The sequence below is a fragment of the Bradyrhizobium sp. FW305-F6 genome (assembly GCF_058782905.1).
Map to the genome: position 1 here is coordinate 151,529 of NZ_JBYSYD010000008.1, position 23,426 is coordinate 174,954.

Annotated in this window: 25 protein-coding genes and 1 tRNA gene; 15 read left to right on the plus strand and 11 right to left on the minus strand. The window is 64.4% G+C overall.

The genetic code is table 11. The annotated features are described in order from the left end of the window. Window positions 1-50: 50 nt before the first annotated feature. A complete protein-coding gene (pheS, locus tag AC3WLX_RS33485) occupies window positions 51-1,133 on the minus strand; it encodes a phenylalanine--tRNA ligase subunit alpha (RefSeq protein ID WP_291630840.1) in 1,083 nt (360 codons plus the stop codon). Window positions 1,134-1,282: 149 nt separating this feature from the next. Between pheS and AC3WLX_RS33490 the strand changes: the two genes are divergently transcribed. After that, window positions 1,283-1,702, plus strand: a complete 420-nt coding sequence (locus AC3WLX_RS33490; RefSeq protein ID WP_291630842.1) for a hypothetical protein — start codon at window positions 1,283-1,285, stop codon at window positions 1,700-1,702. Window positions 1,703-1,710: 8 nt separating this feature from the next. Here the strand turns inward: AC3WLX_RS33490 and rplT are convergent, their stop codons facing one another. Next, window positions 1,711-2,070: a 50S ribosomal protein L20 gene (gene rplT, locus AC3WLX_RS33495; RefSeq protein ID WP_028179126.1), complete on the minus strand. Its 360-nt coding sequence runs from the start codon at window positions 2,068-2,070 to the stop codon at window positions 1,711-1,713. Between the two features lie 80 nt (window positions 2,071-2,150). Further along, window positions 2,151-2,351, minus strand: coding sequence for a 50S ribosomal protein L35 (gene rpmI, locus AC3WLX_RS33500; RefSeq protein WP_008539890.1), 201 nt, complete (start codon window positions 2,349-2,351; stop codon window positions 2,151-2,153). Between the two features lie 274 nt (window positions 2,352-2,625). On the opposite strand from rpmI, the gene AC3WLX_RS33505 reads away from it, so the two are divergent. Beyond that, window positions 2,626-3,030: a hypothetical protein gene (locus AC3WLX_RS33505; protein ID WP_291630847.1), complete on the plus strand. Its 405-nt coding sequence runs from the start codon at window positions 2,626-2,628 to the stop codon at window positions 3,028-3,030. A 236-nt stretch (window positions 3,031-3,266) separates the two neighbouring features. On the opposite strand, the gene infC is transcribed toward AC3WLX_RS33505, so the two are convergent. Beyond that, window positions 3,267-3,806: a translation initiation factor IF-3 gene (gene infC, locus AC3WLX_RS33510; RefSeq protein ID WP_082847910.1), complete on the minus strand. Its 540-nt coding sequence runs from the start codon at window positions 3,804-3,806 to the stop codon at window positions 3,267-3,269. A 250-nt stretch (window positions 3,807-4,056) separates the two neighbouring features. Here infC and AC3WLX_RS33515 point away from each other — a divergent pair, with 250 nt between their 5' ends. After that, window positions 4,057-4,845 (plus strand): alpha/beta hydrolase, encoded by a 789-nt coding sequence (locus AC3WLX_RS33515; protein ID WP_492339160.1) that lies wholly within the window; start codon window positions 4,057-4,059, stop codon window positions 4,843-4,845. Between the two features lie 187 nt (window positions 4,846-5,032). Continuing rightward, window positions 5,033-5,500, plus strand: coding sequence for a nuclear transport factor 2 family protein (locus AC3WLX_RS33520; protein ID WP_492339161.1), 468 nt, complete (start codon window positions 5,033-5,035; stop codon window positions 5,498-5,500). A 142-nt stretch (window positions 5,501-5,642) separates the two neighbouring features. Here AC3WLX_RS33520 and AC3WLX_RS33525 read toward each other — a convergent pair whose 3' ends face one another. From AC3WLX_RS33525 to AC3WLX_RS33535, 3 genes are all read right to left on the minus strand, one after another. Then, complete coding sequence (locus AC3WLX_RS33525) at window positions 5,643-6,440, minus strand: acyl-CoA thioesterase domain-containing protein (protein WP_492339198.1); 798 nt, start codon at window positions 6,438-6,440, stop codon at window positions 5,643-5,645. 145 nt (window positions 6,441-6,585) lie between these two features. Continuing rightward, window positions 6,586-7,758 (minus strand): tRNA epoxyqueuosine(34) reductase QueG, encoded by a 1,173-nt coding sequence (gene queG / locus AC3WLX_RS33530; RefSeq protein WP_492339162.1) that lies wholly within the window; start codon window positions 7,756-7,758, stop codon window positions 6,586-6,588. A gap of 97 nt (window positions 7,759-7,855) precedes the next feature. Then, window positions 7,856-8,548 (minus strand): glutathione S-transferase family protein, encoded by a 693-nt coding sequence (locus AC3WLX_RS33535; RefSeq protein WP_291620080.1) that lies wholly within the window; start codon window positions 8,546-8,548, stop codon window positions 7,856-7,858. Window positions 8,549-8,717: 169 nt separating this feature from the next. Here AC3WLX_RS33535 and AC3WLX_RS33540 point away from each other — a divergent pair, with 169 nt between their 5' ends. Continuing rightward, on the plus strand, window positions 8,718-9,524 hold the full coding sequence (locus AC3WLX_RS33540; RefSeq protein ID WP_492339163.1) for an undecaprenyl-diphosphate phosphatase: 807 nt from the start codon (window positions 8,718-8,720) through the stop codon (window positions 9,522-9,524). Between the two features lie 157 nt (window positions 9,525-9,681). Here the strand turns inward: AC3WLX_RS33540 and AC3WLX_RS33545 are convergent, their stop codons facing one another. Next, entirely contained in the window at window positions 9,682-10,647 is a 966-nt protein-coding gene (locus AC3WLX_RS33545) for a complex I NDUFA9 subunit family protein (RefSeq protein WP_492339164.1), read from the minus strand. A gap of 153 nt (window positions 10,648-10,800) precedes the next feature. Here AC3WLX_RS33545 and AC3WLX_RS33550 point away from each other — a divergent pair. Next, a tRNA-Leu gene (locus tag AC3WLX_RS33550) sits at window positions 10,801-10,887 on the plus strand. A 158-nt stretch (window positions 10,888-11,045) separates the two neighbouring features. Here the strand turns inward: AC3WLX_RS33550 and AC3WLX_RS33555 are convergent. The 3 genes from AC3WLX_RS33555 to AC3WLX_RS33565 all read right to left on the minus strand — a co-directional run bounded on the left by AC3WLX_RS33555 (window position 11,046) and on the right by AC3WLX_RS33565 (window position 14,106). After that, window positions 11,046-11,438 (minus strand): lysozyme inhibitor LprI family protein, encoded by a 393-nt coding sequence (locus AC3WLX_RS33555; RefSeq protein WP_492339165.1) that lies wholly within the window; start codon window positions 11,436-11,438, stop codon window positions 11,046-11,048. 251 nt (window positions 11,439-11,689) lie between these two features. Next, the gene (locus AC3WLX_RS33560) at window positions 11,690-12,673 is read right to left on the minus strand and encodes a Bug family tripartite tricarboxylate transporter substrate binding protein (RefSeq protein WP_492339166.1); all 984 of its coding nucleotides are present in this window, start codon (window positions 12,671-12,673) and stop codon (window positions 11,690-11,692) included. A gap of 161 nt (window positions 12,674-12,834) precedes the next feature. Beyond that, window positions 12,835-14,106, minus strand: coding sequence for an MFS transporter (locus AC3WLX_RS33565; protein WP_492339167.1), 1,272 nt, complete (start codon window positions 14,104-14,106; stop codon window positions 12,835-12,837). A 270-nt stretch (window positions 14,107-14,376) separates the two neighbouring features. On the opposite strand from AC3WLX_RS33565, the gene AC3WLX_RS33570 reads away from it, so the two are divergent. From AC3WLX_RS33570 to AC3WLX_RS33610, 9 genes are all read left to right on the plus strand, one after another. Next, window positions 14,377-14,991 carry a ribonuclease D gene (locus AC3WLX_RS33570; RefSeq protein WP_492339168.1) on the plus strand — a complete coding sequence of 205 codons (615 nt, stop codon included), beginning with the start codon at window positions 14,377-14,379 and terminating at the stop codon, window positions 14,989-14,991. Window positions 14,992-15,151: 160 nt separating this feature from the next. After that, on the plus strand, window positions 15,152-15,886 hold the full coding sequence (gene lptC / locus AC3WLX_RS33575) for an LPS export ABC transporter periplasmic protein LptC (protein ID WP_492339169.1): 735 nt from the start codon (window positions 15,152-15,154) through the stop codon (window positions 15,884-15,886). 5 nt (window positions 15,887-15,891) lie between these two features. Further along, a complete protein-coding gene (locus tag AC3WLX_RS33580) occupies window positions 15,892-16,599 on the plus strand; it encodes an LptA/OstA family protein (protein ID WP_492339170.1) in 708 nt (235 codons plus the stop codon). A 227-nt stretch (window positions 16,600-16,826) separates the two neighbouring features. Further along, window positions 16,827-17,834, plus strand: a complete 1,008-nt coding sequence (lptB, locus tag AC3WLX_RS33585; protein ID WP_291620090.1) for an LPS export ABC transporter ATP-binding protein — start codon at window positions 16,827-16,829, stop codon at window positions 17,832-17,834. Between the two features lie 89 nt (window positions 17,835-17,923). After that, a complete protein-coding gene (gene rpoN / locus AC3WLX_RS33590) occupies window positions 17,924-19,543 on the plus strand; it encodes an RNA polymerase factor sigma-54 (RefSeq protein WP_492339171.1) in 1,620 nt (539 codons plus the stop codon). A gap of 82 nt (window positions 19,544-19,625) precedes the next feature. Next, window positions 19,626-20,231 carry a ribosome hibernation-promoting factor, HPF/YfiA family gene (gene hpf, locus AC3WLX_RS33595; protein ID WP_492339172.1) on the plus strand — a complete coding sequence of 202 codons (606 nt, stop codon included), beginning with the start codon at window positions 19,626-19,628 and terminating at the stop codon, window positions 20,229-20,231. Between the two features lie 226 nt (window positions 20,232-20,457). After that, window positions 20,458-20,919, plus strand: a complete 462-nt coding sequence (gene ptsN / locus AC3WLX_RS33600; RefSeq protein WP_063681444.1) for a PTS IIA-like nitrogen regulatory protein PtsN — start codon at window positions 20,458-20,460, stop codon at window positions 20,917-20,919. A gap of 102 nt (window positions 20,920-21,021) precedes the next feature. Next, complete coding sequence (locus tag AC3WLX_RS33605; protein WP_492339173.1) at window positions 21,022-22,329, plus strand: O-antigen ligase family protein; 1,308 nt, start codon at window positions 21,022-21,024, stop codon at window positions 22,327-22,329. Next, window positions 22,326-23,348 carry a glycoside hydrolase family 5 protein gene (locus AC3WLX_RS33610; protein WP_492339174.1) on the plus strand — a complete coding sequence of 341 codons (1,023 nt, stop codon included), beginning with the start codon at window positions 22,326-22,328 and terminating at the stop codon, window positions 23,346-23,348. The genes AC3WLX_RS33605 and AC3WLX_RS33610 overlap by 4 nt, the downstream gene beginning before the upstream one ends. Window positions 23,349-23,426: the final 78 nt, after the last annotated feature.

Sequence of the window (23,426 nt, forward strand, 5' to 3'; positions counted from 1 at the left end):
CACAAGGGGGGAGGGAACGGGGAGAGTTTTTGTACGGCCACTCACAAACCTCACGTGCTCAGCCCCCCTGCCAGCGTCGGCACCTCCAGCGGCTTGAAGCCGTAGTGGCTCAGCCAGCGGACGTCGCTGTCGAACAGCTGGCGCAAATCGGCGATGCCGTATTTCAGCATGGCGATGCGGTCGATGCCCATGCCCCAGGCAAAGCCCTGGTACTCGTCGGGATCGATGCCGCAAGCGCGCAGCACGTTCGGATGCACCATGCCGCAGCCGAGAATCTCGAGCCAGTCCTCGCCTTCGCCGAAGCGGATCTCGCCCTTGTCGCGGCGGCACTGGATGTCGACTTCCAGCGATGGCTCGGTGAACGGGAAGAACGAGGGACGGAAGCGCATGTTGATGTGGTCGACCTCGAAGAACGCCTTGCAGAACTCGTGCAGGATCCATTTGAGGTGGCCGAGATGCGAGCTCTTGTCGATGACGAGGCCCTCGACCTGGTGGAATTGCGGCGTGTGGGTCGCGTCCGAATCGATGCGATAGGTGCGGCCCGGACAGATCACGCGGATCGGCGGCTTCTGGCTCAGCATGGTGCGCACCTGCACCGGCGAGGTGTGAGTCCGCAGCAGCATGCGCGAGCCGTCCTCCTTCGGATGGAAGAAGAACGTGTCGTGCATCTCGCGCGCGGGATGGCCTACCGGGAAGTTCAGCTTGGTGAAGTTGTAGTCGTCGGTCTCGATGTCGGGGCCTTCGGCGACCGAGAATCCCATGTCGGCGAAGATCGTGGTCAGCTCGTCCCAGACCTGGCTCAGCGGATGGATGCGGCCGGCTTCGGCCGCCGCGTCGCGCAGCGGCAGCGTGACGTCGACGGTCTCGGCGGCGAGCCGCGCATCGAGCGCGGCCGACTTCAGCACGTCGCGACGTGCGGCGAGCGCCTGGGTGACTGCATCCTTGGCCTGGTTGATCGCCGCGCCTTGCGTCTTGCGCTCGTCCGGCGACATTTTGCCGAGCGTGGCGAGCAGCGCGGAGATCGAGCCCTTCTTGCCGAGGGCAGCGACGCGCACGGCTTCGAGAGCGGCTTCATCGCCAGCGGCGGCGATTTGTTCGAGGATGGACGTTTCGAGCGTTGCGAGGTCGGACACAGGCAAATCCTTGGCTCTAAATTCGGCTGGGTTGTCGCCGCCCGAAGGCCGTAACGTCAAGCAAAAAGCCGGTCATTTCGGGCTTGCGGGCGGCTGGGTTGAACCCGGCGCGGCGGCCCGGCACCAACGGGGACGAGGAGAGTTTTGCGATGCTTTCGAGATCCCGCTTGGTCGGCCTGGCCCTGCTTCTCTTGCAAGGTGTTTCGGGTGGCGCGGCCGACGCCGAGGAATGCCCGGCCAAATCGACGTCGATGGACGACGTCATCGCTGTCCTCGATGCGGCGCCTGGCTGCGGCGCTGCCATGAAGCTGTTCGAGGCCTGCGCCTATGGCGCCAGCGGCGACGTGCAGTTCGGTGAAGTGGTCGAGAAGAAATGCGAAGCTGATTTCGTCGGCCAGCAGAAGCCGCCGCAGAAGCTCAGCTATCAGCGCGAGTTGCAGGCGTGCGATCGCAAGTACCGGAACAAGTCCGGCACCATGTATCTCTCGTTCACGGCCTTTTGCCGGGCGCAGGTCGCCCAGCGCTACTCGCAGCGCGCGTTGAAGGCTGCGGGCCCAAAGGCCCGCTAGCGCCGGCCTCAGGCCGCCAGCGCGGCCTTGGCCTTCTCGGCGATCGCCTGGAACGCGGCGGGCTCGCTGATCGCCAGATCCGACAGCACCTTGCGGTCCACGGTGATCCCGGACTTGGCCATGCCGTCGATAAATCGGCTGTAGGTCAGGCCGAACGGACGGACGGCCGCGTTGATGCGCTGGATCCAGAGCGCGCGGAACGTGCGCTTCTTGCGCTTGCGGTCGCGGAAGGCGTATTGCATCGCCTTCTCCACGGCCGGCTTGGCGGCACGGATGGTGTTCTTGCGGCGGCCATAGAAACCCTTGGCGGCCTTGTAGACTTTCTTGTGCTTGGCGTGGGCGGTCACACCGCGTTTGACGCGAGACATGACGAAATCCTTCAGAGATGACTTTGGTTAGCGGATCGCCGCGGGATGCGCGGCACGGCTGGCAATGATCGTGGACGCGATCAGGCGTTCGGCAAGAAGTACTTCTTGACGTTGTCGCCGTCGGTCTTGAACAGCACGCGGGTGCCGCGGAGCTGACGGATCTGCTTCTTCGTCCGCTTGATCATGCCGTGGCGCTTGCCGCGCTGGGCGTGCATCACTTTGCCGGTGGCAGTCACCTTGAAGCGCTTTTTAGCGCCCGATTTGGTCTTCAGCTTGGGCATTTGGCTCTCCTAATGGCCGCAGATATCCGCCCGCAAGGGCGGCTGGACCGTCAAAAATGCTCGTTAGAGCGTTGATTGTGCTCAAGTTTTGCGAACAAGCGCGAAACCCGCACGAGACACCGCCACGGCAGCCCGTAAATCAGCCGGGCGATGAAGGCTGGGCTTATGACAGAGGAAGGGCAAAATGGCAACGATGAACCGCTGGAACTTGCCCGCCGACTATTGGAGGCTGTCACCCGCATTACAAGCCTACTCGTTCTGAAACAGGTCCAAAATGGCCCATTTTCTGCAATTTCCGATTTCACTGGCCGGTTTTGCCCGTCCCCGCCATCTGGCGCTGTTTGCCGTGATCGCCGCGGCTGCGCTGCCACAGGCCGCCGATGCCCGCGCCGGCGTCTATGACGGTATCTGGAACGTGACCTTCGCCACCACCCGCGGCAATTGCAGCTCGGGCTACAGCGTTCCCTTCACCGTCACGGGCAGCCGCGTCTCCTCCGCTGGCGGCGGCCGGGTCTCCGGCACGGTCAGGCGCAGCGGCGCGGTCGCCGTCCAGGTCTCGGTCGGCGCCTCCCGTGCCAGCGGCGGCGGCCGCCTCGCCGGCGTGAGCGGAACGGGATCTTGGAAAGGCGTCATCTCCGGCGACCAGTGCAGCGGCACCTGGCAGGCGACCAGGACGTAGCTGTCGCCGCGATGGCGGTCGGCTCCCTCCCCCGCCTGCGGGGGGAGGGTTGGGGAGAGGGTGTCTCCACGGGCGAGAAAAGAGGAGAAAGCCCTCACCCGCCGCGCTGCGAGCGTCGACCGCTCCCGCGAGCGGGAGTGGTGCAGCGGCGTCCGCGGCTTGCACCTCGGCAAAAACAAAACGGCCCGCCGGAGATCCGGACGGGCCGTTGAACTCTCGATCCTGACAAGACGCGCTCAGCGCGGCGCCAGCACCATGACGACCTGGCGGCCTTCGAACCGCGCGTCCTGCTCGACCTTGGCGAGCTCGGCGACGTCGGTCTTGATCTTGTCCAGCAGCTTGGTGCCGATCTCCTGGTGCGCCATTTCGCGGCCGCGATAGCGCAGGGTGATCTTGACCTTGTCGCCCTCTTCGAAAAACCGCTGCATCGCGCGCATCTTCACGTCGTAATCATGGTCGTCGATCATCGGGCGGAGCTTGATCTCCTTGATCTCGACCGTCTTCTGCCGCTTGCGGGCTTCCGCGGCTTTTTTCTGAGCGGAATACTTATACTTGCCGTAGTCCATGATCTTGCAGACCGGAGGACTGACATTCGGCGAAATCTCGACCAGATCCATGCCGGCTTCCTGGGCCATCCGGATGGCAACGACGGTCTCAACCGTGCCCTTGTTGTCACCGGTCTGGTCGATCAGCTGGATCTGCGCATTGCGGATATCATCATTGATGCGCGGCCCGTCTTTGCTGGCAGCGGGCGGAGCTTTATTAGGACGGCGAATGGGTGGTTCTCCAATGTTGTGAAGGAAGCGGCTATCTTGAAGGAAGATGCGTTTGCCGGCAAGCAAGTCGCTCGTGCGAGGCGCGAAAAACCCTCAAATGCGAGGCATTTTGGCCACGCCTGGGCACGCTGACGACATAGACACCTTGCCTCAGTTCCGCAAGCGTCCCAAAGGGCCAATGTCGGATCAGGCTGCGTCGCAGGCACGCGGCCCGGTTCAGCTCAAACCGCACAGCCAGAGTAAACGTTCCATGACCGATATCATTCCAGAGGCCGCGCTCGACTTCATCGATGTGGGCGAGGGGCCGTCCGCACGCAGGATCGCGGTGCGGAGCCGCCGCGGAAGCGGGCCGGGACTGGTCTGGCTCGGCGGCTTCAAGTCGGACATGCAGGGCAGCAAGGCCTTGGCTCTGGATGCCTGGGCCCGGGACCACGGGCGCGCCATGGTCCGGTTCGACTATTCCGGCCACGGCGAATCCGGCGGCGACTTCGTCGATGGAACCATCGGACGCTGGCTCGAGGACAGCCGTGCCGTGTTCGAGCGTTTCTGCGAGGGCCCGCAAATCCTGGTTGGCTCCTCCATGGGCGGCTGGATGGCGCTGCTGCTCGCACGCGAGATCAAAAAACGTCCTGCCAAGGCGTCGCTGGCCGGCCTCGTCCTGATCGCGCCGGCGCCCGACTTCACCGAGGAGCTGATGTGGAAGAATTTTTCGCCCGCGGTGAAGAAGGAGATCGAGACCAAGGGCGTCTGGCTGCGGCCGTCCGAATACGGCGACGGCTCGCCCTACCCGATCACGCGGAACCTGATCGAGGAGGGCCGCAATCACCTCGTGCTCGGCAGTGCCATCGATCTCGGCTGCCCTGTCCGCATCCTGCAAGGCGCGAAAGATCCTGATGTGCCGTGGCAGCACGCGTTCAAGCTGACGCACCGTCTGCCGGCCGACGACGTCGTTCTGACCATGATCCAGGACGGCGATCACCGCCTCTCCCGCCCCCAGGACGTCGCGCGCCTTCTTGCGGCGGTCGCCGAGATCGGGTGAGCTTGTTCTTATTCCTTCTCCCCTGTGGGAGAAGGTGGCGCGAAGCGCCGGATGAGGGGTTCTCTCCGCGAATTCAAGTGAGAGTTGAACTCGCGGGAGCGACCCCTCACCCGAGTGAATGCGCGTCAACGAGCGGAGCTGCCCTCTTCCACAAGGGGAGAGGGCACAACGATTGGGAGCAACGCCAATGACAACAACCGCCATGCTGCGCGCTTTCTGCGATGCAGTCGAGCAGCGCAACGGCCGTGCCTTCGCCGAGCTGTTCACCGAGGACGGCGTCTATCACGACGTGTTCTACGGCGCCTTCGCAGGCCGCGAGAAGATCGCCGCGATGATCGACGACTGGTTCTATCGCACGGCGACCGATTTCCGCTGGGACATGCATGATCCCGTCACCGACGGCACCACGCTCTATGCGCGCTACACCTTCAGCTATCGTTCGACCCTGCCGGAAGCGAACGGCGCGCGGGCGATGTTCGAGGGCGTTGCGATCATGACGCTGAAGGGGGGACAGATCGCGAGCTATCACGAGGTCGCCAACACCGCGCCGGCGTTCGTCGACCTGAAATTCGCGCCGGAACGCATCGCGAAGATCGCCGCCAAGCAGGGCGCCGAGCTCAAGGCACGGCCGGCGATGCAGAGGCATCTTACCTGACTGTCATTCTGGGGGCGCGCGCAGCGCGAACTATGGCGCAATTGCGCACCTGAGAATCCATTCCTCCACCAACTCTGCCGTCCGATGGATTCCGGGCTCGTGCTTCGCACGCCCCGGAATGACCGAGAGAGAGCGGCGTGCGCTACCGCTTCGACGGATTCGCCATCGGCTTGCGCTGCGCCAGCGCCGCCACCGTCGCGGTGCCGATCGGACCCTGTTCGTCATAGAGCCAGCACTCGCCGATCGCGACGCCGTCGGTGGCGTGGTGGTTCACGACCTCGAAGCCGATCCATTCCGTGACCGGCAGGCGGTGCAGATAAATCGTGACGTCGCTGTTGATGTAGCCGAGCCCCTTGTCGCCGGCATTGGCGAACGGGCTGGCGAAATCGGCGCCGGTTGCGACATGCACGAACGGCGTCATCGGCACGCCCGCAACGAGCTCGCGCACCTCGCTCATCCAGAGCCGGCGCGGCCCGAGCGAGCCCATGTGGCCGACGATCGGCCGCGTGGCCCATTTGCCGTTCATGCCGAGCCTGGGATCGGTGGGCTTGGGAATGTCGGCCGGCTTCGGCGCGTCCCAGTTCGGCGGCGACCAGACGTTTCCGTCGGGATTTTGCGTCTTGCGCAGCAGCTGGCACGAGGCGCGCGCCATGCTGACTCCGCCGGAGAAGAATTCCGCTTCAACCACGCGTATGCGCATGCCATCGCGCACCAGGCGCGTCGTCACTTCGATCGGCTTGTCGATGGTCGGCAGCCGAAACATGTCGACGGTGAGCCGCGCCGGTACGAATTCTGGGCCGGAATGGCGCTCCTCGATGGCGAAACCGAGCAGGCCGATGATGACGCGCCCGTGCAGCGACTTCGGATCCCAGGGGCCGTTGGCAACTTCCGTCGGGTGGAATGTCTCGCCGTCGCGGGTGAAGAAAGGCATGTTTGTCATGCGCGCGAGATTGCGGGATTGGGTGGGGAAATCAAGGTCCACGATCCTCATCCTGAGGAGGCGCGAAGCGCCGTCTCGAAGGATGCAGGCCCCGCTGCTGCATCTCGGCCTCTATCCTTCAAGACGCGCGCTTCGGGCGCGCTCCTCAGGATGAGGGTCGGATAGCGGCCAGCCACTCCTCACGCACGCTGTCGTCGAACTCTCCGCCCAGCGCCGCGCTTTTCGTCGCTTCGAACTCTTCGCGCTCCAGCAGCTGCCCCAGCGTCCACACCGCAGCCCCGCGCACCAGCGGGCTCGCATCGTCCAACAAGCGCCGCGCCTCTTCCGCCAGTGTTGCCTCACCGGAGTTGCCGATCGCGATCAGCACGTTGCGCAAGAAGCGGTCGCGGCCGATCCGCTTCACCGGCGACTTCGTGAACAACGCGCGGAACGCCGCATCGTCGAGCCGCGCGAGTTCAGCGAGCGAAGGTGCGCGCAATTCATCACGAGCTGCGAGCTTGGCCTCGCGTCCTTCTTGCGCGAACTTGTTCCACGGACATGCCGCAAGGCAATCATCGCAACCATAAATGCGATTGCCGATGCTCTTGCGGAATTCGCGCGGGATCGGTCCCTTGTTCTCGATGGTGAGATAGGAGATGCAGCGCCGTGCATCGAGCTTGTAAGGCGCCGGGAATGCCGCGGTCGGGCAGATGTCGAGGCAGGCCCGGCACGAGCCGCAATGATCGATCTCGGCGGCATCGCGCGGCAGTTCCAGCGTGGTGTAGATCGCGCCGAGGAACAGCCATGAGCCGAACTCGCGCGAGACGAGGTTGGTGTGCTTGCCCTGCCAGCCGAGATGCGCGGCCTGCGCCAGCGGCTTTTCCATCACGGCCGCGGTGTCGACGAACACCTTCACCTCGCTCGGCGCGGTCGCAACCAGCCAGCGCGCCAGCGCCTTTAGCCGCTTCTTGATGAGGTCGTGATAGTCGTCGCCCTGCGCATAGACCGAGATCGCAGCGCGCGTGCGCTGCTGCAGGATCGCGAGCGGATCGGAATCGGGACCGTAATTGACGCCGAGCATGATCACGCTGCGCACGTCGCTCCACAGCCCGCGCGGATCGACGCGGCGCTCCGGCTGGCTTGCGAGCCAGTCCATGTCGCCATGGCCGCCCGAGGCGATGAATTCGAGAAAGTATTTTCCGGCCGCCTCGATCGTGCCCGGTGCGGTGATGCCGATACAGTCGAAGCCGAGCGCGCGCGCTTGCTCTTCGAGCGCGCTGCGCAACCGATCCGTGTCTGTGTCGATGTTGTTCAATGCGTCCACACTCGACGTCGTCATGGCCGGGCTTGTCCCGGCCATCCACGTTCTTGTGTAGTCCTCACCGAGACAGGAAGCACGTGGATGCCCGGGACAAGCCCGGGCATGACGGCCCTCATCAGAAATCCAGGTCCACGTAGGTCCGCGAGGCCGGCACGCCGGCCAGCCATTCGCTCAGCAGCGGACGGAACGACGGGCGGGATTTCACCCGCGCGTACCACGCCTTTGCTGCGTCGTCCTCGCTCCATGGCACGTCGCCCAGATAGTCGATCGCCGAGAGATGCGCCGCGGCGGCGAGATCCGCGTAAGTGATCCGGTCCCCGGCGAGGAAGTTGCGCGTCTGCGCCAGCCAGCCGATATAGGCCAGATGATAGCGCACATTGGCTTTCGCTGCGCGCATCACGTCGGCCGAAGGCGCGCCGCCGCCGTTCTCCTCGCTCATGAAGCGCTTGTAGATCCGCTCGGTGACGAGAGGATGCGAGACCTCCTCGAAGAATTTTTCGTTGAACCAGGCCATCAGCCGGCGCACCTCGACGCGCTCGGCGATCGTCTCCGGCATCAGGCGCTTCACGCCCATCTCGGCGCCGTAGGCTTCGTCGACATATTCGGCGATGATGGCCGCGCCCGGGATCGGCGGCTGTTCATCGTCCACCAGGACAGGCGTGGTGCCGGCCGCATTGAGCAGCAGGAATGCTTCGCGCCGCTCCCAGCTGCGTTCCTCGACCAGCTTCACGTCGAGCCCGTATTCGCCCGCGATCAGGCGGATGAAGCGCGAATGCGGACAGAACGGATGATGAAACAGCGTAAACATGAAGCCTTTGACTATGTGATGGTGCTTAAGAATCCATCAATGTTTGTGCGGCGCCACACTAGTCCCTCAAAACCGCGAAGCAAGGCGTGATGTCGCATTTTTGCGATTGCGGCATGGGGGCGAATAGGCGAGAAGAGCCCCGCTTTTCCAGCCGAAATGGACCGTAAATATGTCAGACGCAATACGGGCAGTGATCCTCGGCATCATCGAGGGTGTGACCGAGTTCCTTCCCGTATCCTCCACCGGCCACCTTCTGCTCGCGGAGCGTTTCTTCCATCTCGGCGAAGGTCCGTTCTGGGATTCGTTTACGGTTCTGATCCAGCTCGGCGCGATCCTCGCGATTGTCGGGCTCTATTTCCGGAAGCTCTGGGACGTCGTGATCGGCTTCTTCTCCGGCGATGCGGATGCGCGCCGTTTCGTGATCGGCGTGCTGGTGGCGTTTCTGCCCGCCGTGGTCGTCGGCCTCGTCGCCGGCAAGTACATCAAGAGCCTGCTGTTCAATCCCTGGGTCATCTGCTTCACGCTGATCGTCGGCGGCGCCATCCTGCTCTGGGTCGACAAGCTCGATCTCAAGCCGCGCGAGCATGACGCCACCAGGTTTCCGCTTCTGACGTATCTCTATATCGGCATGGCACAGTGCGTGGCGATGATCCCCGGCGTGTCGCGCTCCGGCGCCAGCATCGTCGCGGCGATGCTGCTCGGGGCCGACAAGCGCGCCGCGGCGGAGTTCTCGTTCTTCCTCGCCATTCCCACCATGATCGGCGCGTTCGCCTACGACTTCTACAAGAGCCGCGCCGAGATGACGATGGACAACATGGGCATCGTCGCGATCGGCTTCGTGGTGTCCTTCATCACCGCCATCATCGTAGTGAAGACGTTCCTGACCTACGTCACCCGCCACGGCTTCGTGGTGTTCGCCTGGTGGCGCGTCATCGTCGGCACGCTCGGCCTGATTGCGCTCGCGCTGGGCCACTAAAGCGCGATCACGATTCATCCCAATCGCATCGCGCTTTGGGCAGTCCCATCGGCTCGTCATGGCCGGGCTTGACCCGGCCATCCACGCGCATCCGCGACTGCAGCGAGACGTGGGTGCCCGAGTCAAGCCCGGGCATGACGACGGATAGAGAGGCGCTTCACACGCTCATGCGCTGGAACTGGCCTTGCGGGCGGAAGCGCCAGAGATATTGCGGGGCGATCGCTTCCAGCGAATCGGCCTGGATGCCAAGGCCTTCCAGCGTCAGCCCTGCGGCCTTTGCCGCCTCCGACACGACATTGTCGCGCTCGAGCAGCGTGACCTGGTCCGGCGTCAGCTTCAGCGCGCCCGGCGCGAATTGCAGGAAGGCGGCATTGAAGCGGGCGAGGCCGAACGACAGCGGGATCAGTAGCCGCTCGCGGTCGGTGATCTCGAGGATGGTCTCGATGATCTCGCGCATGGTCAGCACTTCCGGCCCGCCGAGCTCGTACGTCGCGCCCGGCTTGGCCTTGCCGTCGACGGCATCGGCGATCGCGGTGGCGACGTCGCCGACATAGACCGGCTGCATCTTGGTCTCGCCGCCGATCAGCGGCAGCACCGGGAACATCCGGGCCATCGCGGCAAAGCGGTTGGTGAACTGGTCCTCGGGGCCGAACACCACGGAGGGGCGGAAGATCGTGGCGGCGGGCACCGCGGCGAGCACGGCGGCCTCGCCGGCCGCCTTGGCCCGGGCATAGCGCGAGGGCGACTGCGCATCGGCCCCGATCGCGGACACATGCACCAGCTGGGCCCCGGCTGCGGCCGCCGCCTTGGCGATCGTCTCGGCGCCCTTGGCCTGGACGGCGTCGAAGGTTTGCGCGCCGCCCTCGGTGAGCACACCCACGAGATTGATCGCGACATGCGAATCACGCAGCGCCGCCTCGACCGAGGCCGGATAGCGCAGATTCGCCTGCACGGTGTGGACCTGGCCGACCTTGCCGGAGGGCTGCAGATAGCCGGCGAGTTCCGGCCGCCGTACCGCGACCCGGACCCGGTAATCGCGCTTGCACAGGGCCCGGACGACATTCCGGCCCAAAAACCCCGATCCGCCGAAAACCGTGACGAGCGTGTCCAGATTCGATGCCATGGAGGGTCCGTTCCTGCGGAAAAGAGTGCGTCGTGTCAGGCTTGTATCGGGCCGGTTTGCGATGCGCAATCGGCATCCAGAAGCCGGCCGCACGCATGAATTGACAACGGCGTCACCGAACCGTAGTAACCGCCTCCGTGCCCCAAACGGCATGCCCAGGTGGTGGAATTGGTAGACGCGCTGGCTTCAGGTGCCAGTGGCTTAACGGCCGTGAAGGTTCGAGTCCTTTCCTGGGCACCATCCCCTGCTCAAGCGATTGAAATCGCTCATCCGCAGGACATCGAGCCGCTGACCGGTCCACGACACCGAGGCACAGCGCTCATGGCGGGCCGAATCGCCGTCGTTGCCACGCCGGAAGATGCCGCAAGGCCGGTGACCCCGAGCCTCCTTACGAGGCCTCAGTGCTCGTTGACCGCAGCGCCGAGCTTGATCAGGCTCAGCGAGCGGTTCGCGGTCTCGCGCAGGCGGCAGTAGCTCGCGCCGCCCCGGTACATGCCGGGGTCGACGTTGTCGAAGACCGCGCAGAGGCGATCACGCGACGTGGCGAAAATTTTCTGCGAGTCATTGACCGCCTTGATCGCGTCGGCGAACCCGCCGGCCTGAACCTTCTTCAGCGCCTCACTGGTTTTCTGCGTCCAGACGGCGAGTTCGCGCGCCGCGCAGGCCTTCCATCTGGCGACATCGTCATTCGCGCCCTCTGCCGCCTTGATGCAGGGGTCGGCGACGAGCCCGACGCAGGCGCTGCCGAAACCGCCGGTTTTCTCCACCTTCTTGAGGCAGGCATCGATCACGGCAAGGTCGGCTGGCGTGGTGCTTTGGGTGGTGTCTTGGGCGAAAGCCATCGATGCCAGCGGGAGGCTTGCGGCGAGGATCGCGGCGGCAAGTTTGAACTTCACTGAAGATCTCCGTTCGGCGCATCGATGCAACCTTGGTCACCGAAGGCCCGGCGTGGGTTCACCGAATGTGGAGCGATGTCGGCTGGGCGCCGAATACGACGAGCCACGAGGAGCAAAGCGGGCTGGGCTGCTAGGCCGCAACGCGGCTACTCCGGCGGCTTGACGCCGAGATCGCCCAGGATGCGGAGCATCACGTCGCTGTCGCGCTTGAAGATCCGATTCGTCGTTTCGAAATCGGCCGGCGATGACAGGATGAAGTTGTTCAGCATCTGCTGAACTTTCGGATCGGTTTCGGCCTGGATCAGCAGCGGGGAGAGCAGATCGACGATATCCCGCGGCGTGCCGGACGGCACCGCAAACGTGGTGAAGGGGCGCAGATCGTAGAAGTCGCCGACGGCGCCTTGCTCGGTCATGGTCGGCGTGTCCGGATAGGGCGGCAAGCGGGTGCCGACCACGCCGATCAGGTTGCCGGTGCCGGCCTGGATGACGGGCGCGGCTGCGGCATAACTTCCGGCGGCGCCATCAAGCGTCTGTCCGGCGACGTCATTCCACATCGGCGCCTCGCCGCGATACTGGATGACCTGAACCTTGATGCCGTATTGCTTGGCGATTGTCTCGATCAGGACGTGCGGCGTCGAGCCCACGCCGTAGGATCCCCAGTTCACGCTGCCGACCTTCTTGCAGTATTCGATGAACTCGCGCAGGTTGGTCGCGCCCGTCTTCTTCGCCGCTACGACCGGACCGCCAGCGCCGATGACCATCGTCAGATAGGTAAAATCCTTTTCGGGATCGTAGGGCAGGTCTCTCACCGTGACGCGGTTCTGGATCAGCGACGACGAGATCGTGCACAGAATGGTGGTCCCGTCCGGATCGGCGCGTTTTGCGTCTGTCACGCCGATGACGCCGCCGGCGCCGCCCTTGTTTTCGACGATGACCGGCTTGCCCACCTGCCGCGCCAGGAAGTCGCCGAACGCGCGTGCGATGCCGTCGGTCTGGCCGCCCGGTGGATAGGGCACGATGATCTTGATCGGTTTGGACGGCCACGCGGATTGCGCCTCGGTCCTTACAGCCGGCGCGCACAACGCGACGGCCGAACCCACCACGAATGTTCGTCGTGTCAGCTTTCCCATTTCCTGCCCTTGGTCTTGTTGTTTCTTGTCGAGTCGCGAGGACCGATCGGATGAAGCTAGCGAAGAACGTGTCTGCGTGACGTGCGGCACTGTGTCCGCCACAAAGCAGGTGACTTCCATCCCGCGGAAAACGAATTCGGACGGCGGCTACTTCTCTCCCCTCACACCACCTGCTTCCCCACCCGTTCCGCCACCGCCTTCTGCACGAAATACATCATCACAAGCGTGACGATGGTCGTGGTCACGACGACGTAGCCGATCCGGTCGAAATGCAGCAGCGCGCCATCGGGTGCCTGCGCGATGATCGCGGCGGCGAGCACCGCGCCGAGGCCGCCGGAGAGCTGCTGCAGCGAGGCGCTGACGGCGCTGAAGGAGCCGCGCTGGCTCTGGTCAGGGATCGCCGTCATCAGCGCCTGTGACGGGATCATGCGCGAGAAGATGCCAACGAACATCAGCACGTTGACGAGGATCGCGGTCGCGAGCGAGACGTGGCCGAGATGGGTGTAGATCAGCACCATGACGACGGTCATCAGGCAGCCGAACACGAAGGTCGGATATTTGCCGAAGGCGTCGCTGGCACGGCCAACCAGTGGCCCCGTGACGATGCTGAACAGGCCGGAGACGAGATAGATCGTCGGCAGATGAGTGATGTCGATGCCGAGATTGTGCACGGTGTAGGCGCTGGAGAACGGCATCAGCATGTAGCCGCCCGTCGCCAGCAAGGTCGTGACGGCGAAAGCCAGCGTATAGCGCGGCTCGAACACCGTCGCGACCAGATGGTGGAACGGGTTTCTGTCCTGCTTCAGCTTCAGATGCGCGTCGACCGGCTCCATGATGAATGCGATGATGGCGATCGTGACGATCGACAGCACGACGATCGCAACGAAGCAGACATGCCAGCTCCAGTGATTGGCGAGAAACAGCCCGAAGGGAATGCCGAGCACCTGGCTCGCGGCGAACGCGGTCTGGATGAAGCCCATCACGCGGCCGCGCTGATGCAGCGGGAACAGGTCGGTGATGATGGCGAGCACGACCGCACCGATCACGCCGCCGAACAATCCGGTGACGATCCGGCCGAGCAGCAGCACATGATAGTTCGGCGCCATTGCGCAGAGCAGGGTGCCCAGCGTGAAGCCGACATAGAAGAACAGCAGGAGGCGCTTGCGATCGAAGCGATCGGCAAAGCCGGCGGCGAGAATGCCCGAGAGTCCGGCGCTGAACGCATAGGCCGAGACGGCGATGCCGAACTGTGCGGCCGTGATGCCGAGCGCGGGCATCAGGATGGCGCCGAGCGGCGACATGATGATGAAATCGAGGATGATCGTGAATTGCGTCAGCGCCAGCAGCGCGATGAGGATCACTTGGTAGCGCGAGAAGCCGCGCTGGCGGTCTTGTGGGTCGTTGACGGGCGCTACGAGCGTCTGTTCGGTCATTGGCACCTGATTCAGGACGAGTGGGAGGTAACGCGCAAGACTGGCAGATGGGGACGGCCCGCACGATGTCCACGGGCGGATGGCAGAGATTGGGCTGGATTGGGAAGACTGCGCCGGGTTGTGGGATCCCGGCAACAACCGCCCGCCGGGGCGTCCTCCCTCCCGCGCGCAACCTTGCTTGCGTGCCTCGCCGGCAATGGCTACACCGCGGGCAATCCGAATTCGCTATTGTGCCGATCTAACCGATTCGACCCGAGGTTTTGACCCGCCATGACCGTACGCCTGCACCGCGGCGACCTGCCCGACCTCACGCGCTACACCGGAGCGGTGGCGATCGATACCGAGACGATGGGGCTGAACCCGCACCGCGACCGGCTCTGCGTGGTGCAGCTTTCGCCCGGCGACGGCAGCGCCGACGTGGTGCAGATCCCGAAGGGGCACACCGACGCGCCGAACCTGAAGGCGCTGCTGGCCAATCCGGCCAACACCAAGATCTTCCACTTCGCGCGGTTCGACGTCGCGGTGCTGTACCAGACCTTCGGCGTCATGACCGGGCCGGTCTATTGCACCAAGATCGCCTCGCGCCTGACCCGGACCTACACCGACCGCCATGGCCTCAAGGACCTCGTGCGCGAGGTGCTCAATGTCGATCTCTCCAAGCAGCAGCAGTCCAGCGATTGGGGTTCCGACAGCCTGACCGAGCCGCAGCTCGCCTATGCCGCCTCCGACGTGCTGCATCTGCATGCCTTGCGCGACCGGCTCGATGCCATGCTGGTGCGGGAAGGCCGCAGCCAGCTGGCGCAGGCCTGTTTCGACTTCCTGTCGACCCGCGCATTGCTCGATCTCCAGGGCTGGGCGGAAGAGGACATTTTCGCTCATTCCTGAACGCCTGCCGCGGCCGTTAGCCCGAGGTCGCCGCCCCGTTTCGGTCACTTTCGTAACGGCCTGTCGCCGGCTGCATATTTGGGCCGCACGGGATAGAATGGGCGCGCTCGACCGGACACGGCGCGCGAGACTTCAGGAGCCCAGGCAAACAGGAACCCAGGTGAATTCGACGCAGAATCCCACCTATGACGCCGCGCTTGCGGCGAAATTCGCCAGCGCGGCGCGCCACAGCCGCCTGGTGCGGATTCTGCGCATCGCGGTGCCGGGCGCGGTGCTGTTCTCCATGGCCGTCATCGTGAGCATCTCGATCTTCAATCCGTTCCGCATGCTGATGCCGAAGCTGCCGCTCGATTCCGGAAACCTGGTGGTGTCGGGCACCAAGATCACGATGGAATCGCCGCATCTGTCCGGCTTCACGCCGGACCAGCGGCCTTACGAGCTCTGGGCCAAGACCGCGACGCAGGACATCACCGACCCCGATCACGTCGATCTCAACGACCTGCGCGCGAAGGTGATGATGGAGGATCAGTCGACCTTGCTTCTCGACGCCCGTACCGGCCGCTTCGACAACAAGCAGCAGCAGCTCGAGCTGCGCAAGGACATCTTCCTGCGCACCTCGAGCGGCTATGAGGCGCGGCTGAACTCGGCCTTCGTCGACATGAACAAGGGCGTGGTCACCTCCGAGGAGCGCGTCGACGTCAAGCTGACCAACGGAACGCTCAGCGCGGATCGCCTGCGAATTACCGAAGGCGGCGACGTCATCCGCTTCGAGGGCAATGTGGTGATGTACCTCGACAAGCTGGACGACCCCGCCGCAACTCAGCCTGCAGCACCCGAGCCAGCGCAGCCGGCAAAGACACGCACGCCTCAGAACAAGTCTGCCAATTCGAAGTGATTTTCATGATGAAGTGTTTTACGCGCGACGCTGTCGCCAGCAAGGCCGTGCTCGCCGCAGGTCTCGCGCTGCTCGTCACGGGAGCTGCCGTCGCCCAGAGCACGATGCAGGGCGTGCCGAACGCGATGCAGGGTTTTTCGCAGAACCGCGATCAGCCGATCCAGATCGAGGCTGCCTCGCTCGAGATGCGCGACAAGAAGAAGGAGGCGACCTTCGCCGGCAATGTGAAGGTCGTCCAGGGCGACACCACCATGACCTCCAAGACGCTGGTGGTGTTCTACGAGTCGGGCGGCGGCGACAAGCCGGCCGCGCCGCAGCCTGCGGCGAAGGGCGCGAAATCCGCGCCGATGCAGTCGGCGCAGCCGGGTCCGGGCGGCAGCTCCTCGATCAAGCGGCTGGAGGCCCGGGGCAACGTCGTGGTCACCCAGAAGGAGCAGGTGGTCACCGGCGAAACCGCCGTGTTCGACACCAGGACCAACCTCATCACCATGCTCGGCGGCGGCGGCAGCCAGGTGGTCCTGACGCAGTGCAAGAATGTCATGCGCGGCGACCGGCTCACCGTGGACATGACGACCGGGGTGTCGCGCGTCGAATCCGACACCGGCCGGGTCCAGGTCCTGCTGCCGCAGGGCGCCGGCAGCGAGTGTGGTCAGGGGCCCAAACCCGGCGCGGCGCCGCCCCTGCAGCTCCCCGGCTCAAATAAACAAAAGTAAATTCAGATACTTGCCTCGGGCGCGACCGATCCGAGGTTGAAGCTTGCCCGGCGAGACTGTATCTAGCGCGCAGGGCTTTGATGCGGGGTTCGCCGCTTTTCGGGCGTGTTTCACTGGGCATGAGACATCCCTTCACTCATGCTGCACCGGCGAATCGCGCCGGGGCGGCAGATCGCGTGAGCATCGGGCAAGAACTGCGCGAGAACCGCGCAAGGCTGGAAGGCGGGATGGTCGATCTCTTCAGCATGTTCCGTCGGCGCCCCGCCAAGCGCGGCCGGCCAGGATTTGCGCGCCGGGACATCACCGCGCTCGGTGACGGCGTCGGCGGCCTCGTGCCCAGTCCCGTCAGGGATGGGCCGCCGATCGCCCGGGACCAGTCGATGCGCGCTCCTGATCAGTTCCAGGCCGGCTATGAGGCCGACTACCAGGTTGGGGCGCGTCCGCAGGCCGGCCACCCGGTCCGGAGCGCGGCCGCCTCCAATGGCGCCGGCGGCCCGCAGCTGCTGAAGCGGCCCGGCTTCCTGGCTGTGCATAGCGTGGAAAAGGCCTTCGGAAGCCGCCAGGTGGTGCGCGGCGTCAGCATCTATGTGCGCCGCGGCGAAGCGGTCGGTCTGCTCGGCCCCAACGGCGCCGGCAAGACCACCGTGTTCTACATGATCACCGGCCTGATCAAGGCCGATCGTGGCGCGATCGAACTCGACGGCCATGACGTCACCAAGCTGCCGATGTATCAGCGCGCGCGGCTCGGCATCGGCTATCTGCCGCAGGAAGCCTCGATCTTCCGCGGCCTCACCGTCGAGCAGAACATCCGCGCCGTGCTCGAAGTGGTCGAGCCATCGCGCAAGAAGCGCGAGCAGCAGCTCGACTCGCTGCTCGACGAGTTCAACATCACGCGCCTGCGCAAATCGCCGTCGATCGCGCTCTCGGGCGGCGAGCGCCGCCGCGTCGAGATCGCGCGCGCGCTGGCGACGCGGCCGAATTATATGTTGCTCGACGAGCCCTTCGCAGGCATCGACCCGATTGCGGTCGGCGACATCCAGGATCTCGTGCGCCATCTCACCAATCGCGGCATCGGCGTGCTCATCACCGACCACAATGTCCGCGAGACGCTCGGCCTCACCGACCGTGCCTATATCGTCTATGCCGGGGAAATCTTGACCGAGGGAACTCCGGATGAGATCGTTGCAGATCCGGATGTGCGCCGCCTTTACCTTGGCGAGGAATTCCGCCTCTAGCCCGTTTTTGCGTTTCGTCAAGACGTGTACATCGGGCTCAGACTAGGATAAGCAAAAATCGGACCAATTTTGGGAACGGTTCTTGCTTCATGGCGCTTACGCAGAGACTAGAGTTCCGGCAGTCGCAGTCGCTGGTGATGACGCCGCAGCTGATGCAGGCCATCAAGCTGCTGCAATTGTCCAACCTGGATCTCACCACCTTCGTGGAAGAAGAGCTGGAGCGGAACCCGCTGCTGGAACGGGCCAGTGACGAGGGCCCGGTCGGGGAAGCTCCCGCCGAGGTCGGAAATTATAGCGATTCCGAGGGGGGCGATGGTCAGGGCGAGGACGGCTTCGGCGGCAGCGCCGACGGCTTCGAGCCGGGCCAGGACGAATGGATGAGCAAGGATCTCGGCACCCGCGCCGAGATCGAGCAGACCCTGGACACCGGCCTCGACAACGTCTTCTCCGAAGAGCCGGCCGAGGCTGCGGCGCGTAACGCCCAGGATGCCGCGCCGACCACCTATACCGAATGGGGCGGCGGCGCCTCCGGTGACGAAGACTACAATCTGGAGGCCTTTGTCGCGGCCGAGACAACGCTGTCGGGCCATCTCTCCGAGCAGCTGTCGGTCGCCTTCACCGCGCCCGCCCAGCGCATGATCGGCCAGTATCTGATCGACCTTGTCGACGAGGCCGGCTATCTGCCGCCCGATCTCGGCCAGGCCGCCGAGAGGCTCGGCGCCTCGCAACAGGACGTCGAGGCCGTCCTCGCCGTGCTGCAGAAATTCGATCCGCCCGGCGTCTGCGCGCGCTCCTTGAGCGAATGCCTGGCGATCCAGCTGCGCGAGCTCGATCGTTACGATCCGGCGATGCAGGCCCTGGTCGAGCATCTCGATCTCCTCGCCAGGCGCGACATCGCGTCCTTGCGCAAGCTCTGCGGCGTCGATGACGAGGACATCGCCGACATGATCGGCGAGATCCGCCGCCTCAATCCGAAGCCCGGCATGAAGTTCGGCTCGGCGCGCCTGCAGGCCATGGTGCCCGACGTCTATGTCCGCCCGGGTCCCGACGGCGGCTGGCATGTCGAGCTGAACAGCGACACCTTGCCGCGCGTGCTCGTCAACCAGACCTACTATTCCGAGCTGTCGAAGAAAGTCGGCAAGGACGGCGACAAGTCCTATTTCACCGACGCGCTCCAGAACGCGACCTGGCTGGTGCGCGCGCTCGACCAGCGCGCCCGCACCATCCTGAAAGTCGCGACCGAGATCGTGCGCCAGCAGGACGGCTTCTTCACCCACGGCGTCGCGCATCTGCGGCCGCTGAACCTGAAAGCGGTCGCCGACGCCATCCAAATGCATGAATCCACGGTGTCGCGCGTCACCGCCAACAAATACATGGCCACCAATCGCGGCACGTTCGAGCTGAAATATTTCTTCACGGCCTCGATCGCCTCGGCCGACGGCGGCGAGGCGCATTCGGCCGAAGCGGTGCGCCATCACATCAAGCAGCTGATCGATTCGGAGGAGCCTTCCGCGATCCTCTCGGACGACACCATCGTGGAACGCTTGCGCGCCTCGGGCATTGATATTGCCCGCCGCACGGTCGCGAAGTACCGCGAAGCCATGCGCATACCCTCCTCGGTGCAACGCCGCCGCGACAAGCAGAGCGCTCTTGGTAACGTCCTCTCCACCGCATTGTCTGATCGCTCGCGCAACACCGAGCCGGCCTGATTGCGCTGGCGCGAAATCGCGCTACTCTCATCTCCCTTTCGCGATCGATCCAAGCTAGGCAATCAACCAAGCGAGGCATCAAATGACTCTCCGGGTTTCGGGAAAGAGCATCAGCGTCGGCGAGGCACTGCGCGGCCGCGTTGCCGAGCGCACCGACGAGGTGTTGCGCAAGTATTTCGACGGCAACTATTCCGGCCACATCACGCTCAGCAAGGATGGCTTCGGCTTTCGTACCGATTGCGCGCTGCATCTGGATTCGGGAATCACGCTCGAGGCCGATTCGAACGCGCCGGATGCCTATGCCAGCGCCGACCAGGCGCTGGTGCTGATCGAGAAGCGGCTGCGTCGCTACAAGAACCGGCTCAAGGACCGCTCCGCGCGCAAGGCCCATGCCGCCTCCGAGGCGATGGCCGCGCTCGACGCCACCAGCTATGTGCTGGAAGCGCCGGGCGAGGACGAAGAGGACGCCGCCGGCTACAGTCCCGTCATCATCGCCGAGCAAACCACCTCCCTGAAGCAGCTCTCGGTCAGCGAAGCGGTCATGGAACTCGACCTCAGCGGCGCCCCCTGTCTGGTGTTCCAGCACGGCTCGTCCGGCCGGGTGAACATCATTTACCGCCGCGCGGACGGCAATGTGGGCTGGATCGACCCGCCGGGGGCGAAAGCGGACGGCCAGGCGGGCGGCTAGGGCCGCCGGCGCCGTACCTTCCCGGTTCTTAACAATGACGGGGGCAAAGACGCATGCGGGAGTTGGCACCGGGATTGCGTTGGAGTAGAAGCCCCCCACATCTGCACTTGGCAGGACCTTGGCGCTAAGTCCCCCTCCTGCTTCATGTTATTGACGCCGGCCCAGCTTGGTCTATCAAGCTGGCCAAATCGGAACCTGACGGTTTAATTCACCTCGGAAAGCCTCCATGCCGATTACCGATCTGGTCGCACCCGAGGCGATTCTCCCGGCATTGAAAGTCAACAGCAAGAAGCAGGCTTTGCAGGAGCTCGCGGCCAAGGCCGCCGAGCTGACCGGGCAGAACGAGCGCGCGGTGTTCGAGGTCCTGCTCCAGCGCGAGAAGCTCGGCACCACCGCGGTCGGCTATGGCGTCGCCATTCCCCACGGGAAGCTACCCAAGCTGGAAAAGATCTTCGGCCTGTTCGCTCGGCTTGATCGCCCGATCGATTTCGAAGCCATGGACGGCCAGCCGGTGGATCTCGTCTTCCTGCTGCTCGCTCCCGAAGGCGCCGGCGCCGATCATCTCAAGGCGCTCGCCCGCATCGCCCGCCTGCTGCGCGACCAGGACATCGCCAAGAAGCTCCGCGCCTCACGCGATGCCCAGGCGATCTATTCGGTGCTGGCGCTGCCGCCGGCGACCGCGGCGTAACCATCGGATAAACCTAGAGCCCCTGGGAACGCTCGCCCCGCGCCAAGGTGGTCGCGATGTGCATTAAGCAAAATATTAACCGTGCATCAGGAAGGTCAGCCGATGGCCAGCCTGCACAGCGTCGCGGATTCCGAGGCATACGAGAGCGCGATCGCGGCTGCGCGCCCCGCCGGCGTCGAAAAGCTTGCCAGTGGGGTGATCCGCGGCTCGATCACCGTCAACGTGATCGCGTCGATGGGCGTCCTCCATCCCGCCTTGCTGCCTGCTCAATGGAGCTTCGTGCAACAGGCCGTTGCGCTCCTGATGTGGGCCGTCCTGATCTACGCCAGTGCGTTCGTGCATCCACGCCTGCGACTGCAGCCCAACCCCGATCTCATCGCGCTGGTCGCATTCTATGCGCTCGCGATCATGTCGGTGCTCTGGGCCGGCTTTGGCGCCGCAGCGTTCATGAAGAGCGCCGCACTCGCGGTGACGACCTTCGGTGCGTACTGCCTCGTCACGCGCATCGACATCGACGAGATCGTCGGGTCGACGGCGCTGGGGCTCTTCATCCTGGTCGCTGCCTCGGCCCTGTGTGCGGTCTTCGTGCCCGAGATCGGCGTGGACCAGAGCTGGATGCACAACGGCCAGTGGCAGGGAATATATGAATCCAAGCAGACGCTGGGCTTCATCAGCGCCTATCTGATGTTCTTTGCCTGCTATCAGAAGATGACGGGCCAGGGCTGGTTCGTCTTCCTCGCGACCTTTCTCCTGGCCTCGACATGCGTCATCGCCTCGGAATCCCGCGGCGCCGGCGCCGTTGCCATCGCCGCTTGTGCGCTGCTCGTGACCTCGATGTGGTCGATCCGCTGCATGAAAGTCTACGCGGTGCTGCCGGTCGTCATGTGCGTGCTGGCCGCCCTGCTGTTCCTGTATTTCTATGTGACGGGCTACGATTCCATCCATCTCGGTGAACAGACCATCAATCTGACCGAGCGGACCTTCATCTGGCAGTACGCCATCGGCCATTTCAACGATGCGCCGCTCCTGGGCTTCGGCATCAACGGCTTCTGGACGCGCCCTGCGATCTACGACTATTTCAACCAGAGCCATGGCTGGGTGCTCGACAATTACCACAGCGGCTACATCGCGGTGGCGATCGAAACGGGATTTCTCGGATATGTTCTGTTCGTCACGAGCGTCTGTCTGTTCTCGCAGAAGGTCCTGTATCTGATCGCGACCCGGTCGATCGATCGCTTCCACTGCGCGCTGATCATCGGCTTCGTCGTCCTGAGCTTCCAGTCGAACTTCACGGAGACGATGTTCCTTCGCTCGACGATGTTCACCGCGGTGTTGCTCGTCGCATTCTTCTTCGCCGTGTGCAGGCCGGTACCGAAAGCGAGCCCTGCACTGATGGAGCACGCAGGATGAAGGCGATCTGCGCCCGTCGGCCGGTCATTTTCGTCCTCGCGCTGGCGATCTCGCTGCTTGCGCTCTTCTCCCCGGCCGAGGCAGCCGGGCAGGGCACCGCGCCCGCTCCCCCGAAACTGAAGCGCGGCATCAACATCCTCGGTTATGACGGCATCTGGGAGGGAGGCCGCAACGCACCGTTTCGTCTGGACAACCTCACTGCGATCAAAAGGGCCGGCTTCTCGCACGTCCGGATCAATTTCTTCGGCTTCAAGTTCATGGGTGCCGGCAATCAGCTGGATGAAATCGTCCTCAGGCGGCTCGATGCCGTGATCGAGGAGGTGCTGGCCCGGAACCTCATCCCGGTCCTCGACGAGCACGATACGCATGTCTGCCAGCAGGACGTGCCCGGATGCGCCGAGAAGCTGAAAGCGTTCTGGAGGCAGATCGCCGAGCGCTATGCCGGAAAATATCCCAAGCTCGTCTTCGAGGTGCTCAACGAGCCGGGCGGGCAGATGACGTCCGCCGCCTGGAACACTCTGCTGAACGAGTGCCTCGGCATCATCCGCGCCACCAACCCCACGCGGACCGTCATTGCCGCCATCCTCAACGTCGACGAGATGCCGGTCGAGGAGCTGGCCCTGCCGCCGGACGACAGAAACCTGATCGTGACGTTTCACTATTACTCGCCGCTGCGCTTCACCCATCAGGGCGCGCCGTGGTCTGACATCTTTTCGCGGGTGGGGCCGCTCGATTGGGGCACGCCGGAGGACGAGCGAAAGGCGCGCGCCGATTTCGAGAAGATGCGCGTCTGGTCGGAACGGGAAAAGCGCCCGATCTATCTCGGCGAGTTCGGCGTCTACGAGGCTGCCCCATCCGAAGCCCGCGCCAGGTATCTGTCGTTCATGGCACGCAGTGCGGAGCGGCTTGGTTGGGCCTGGGCCTATTGGCAGTTCGACCACGATTTTGCGGCGTTCGACACCGAGCGCCAAGCCTGGAAGCCTGAGATCATCCGGGCGCTGATCCCCGCAACGCGCTGAAGCGGAAAGCGTTCGGACGTTGAGCTTCGCCGCGCCGCGCCGAGATCATTGGAACACGCAACGTGTGAGGATGCCCGC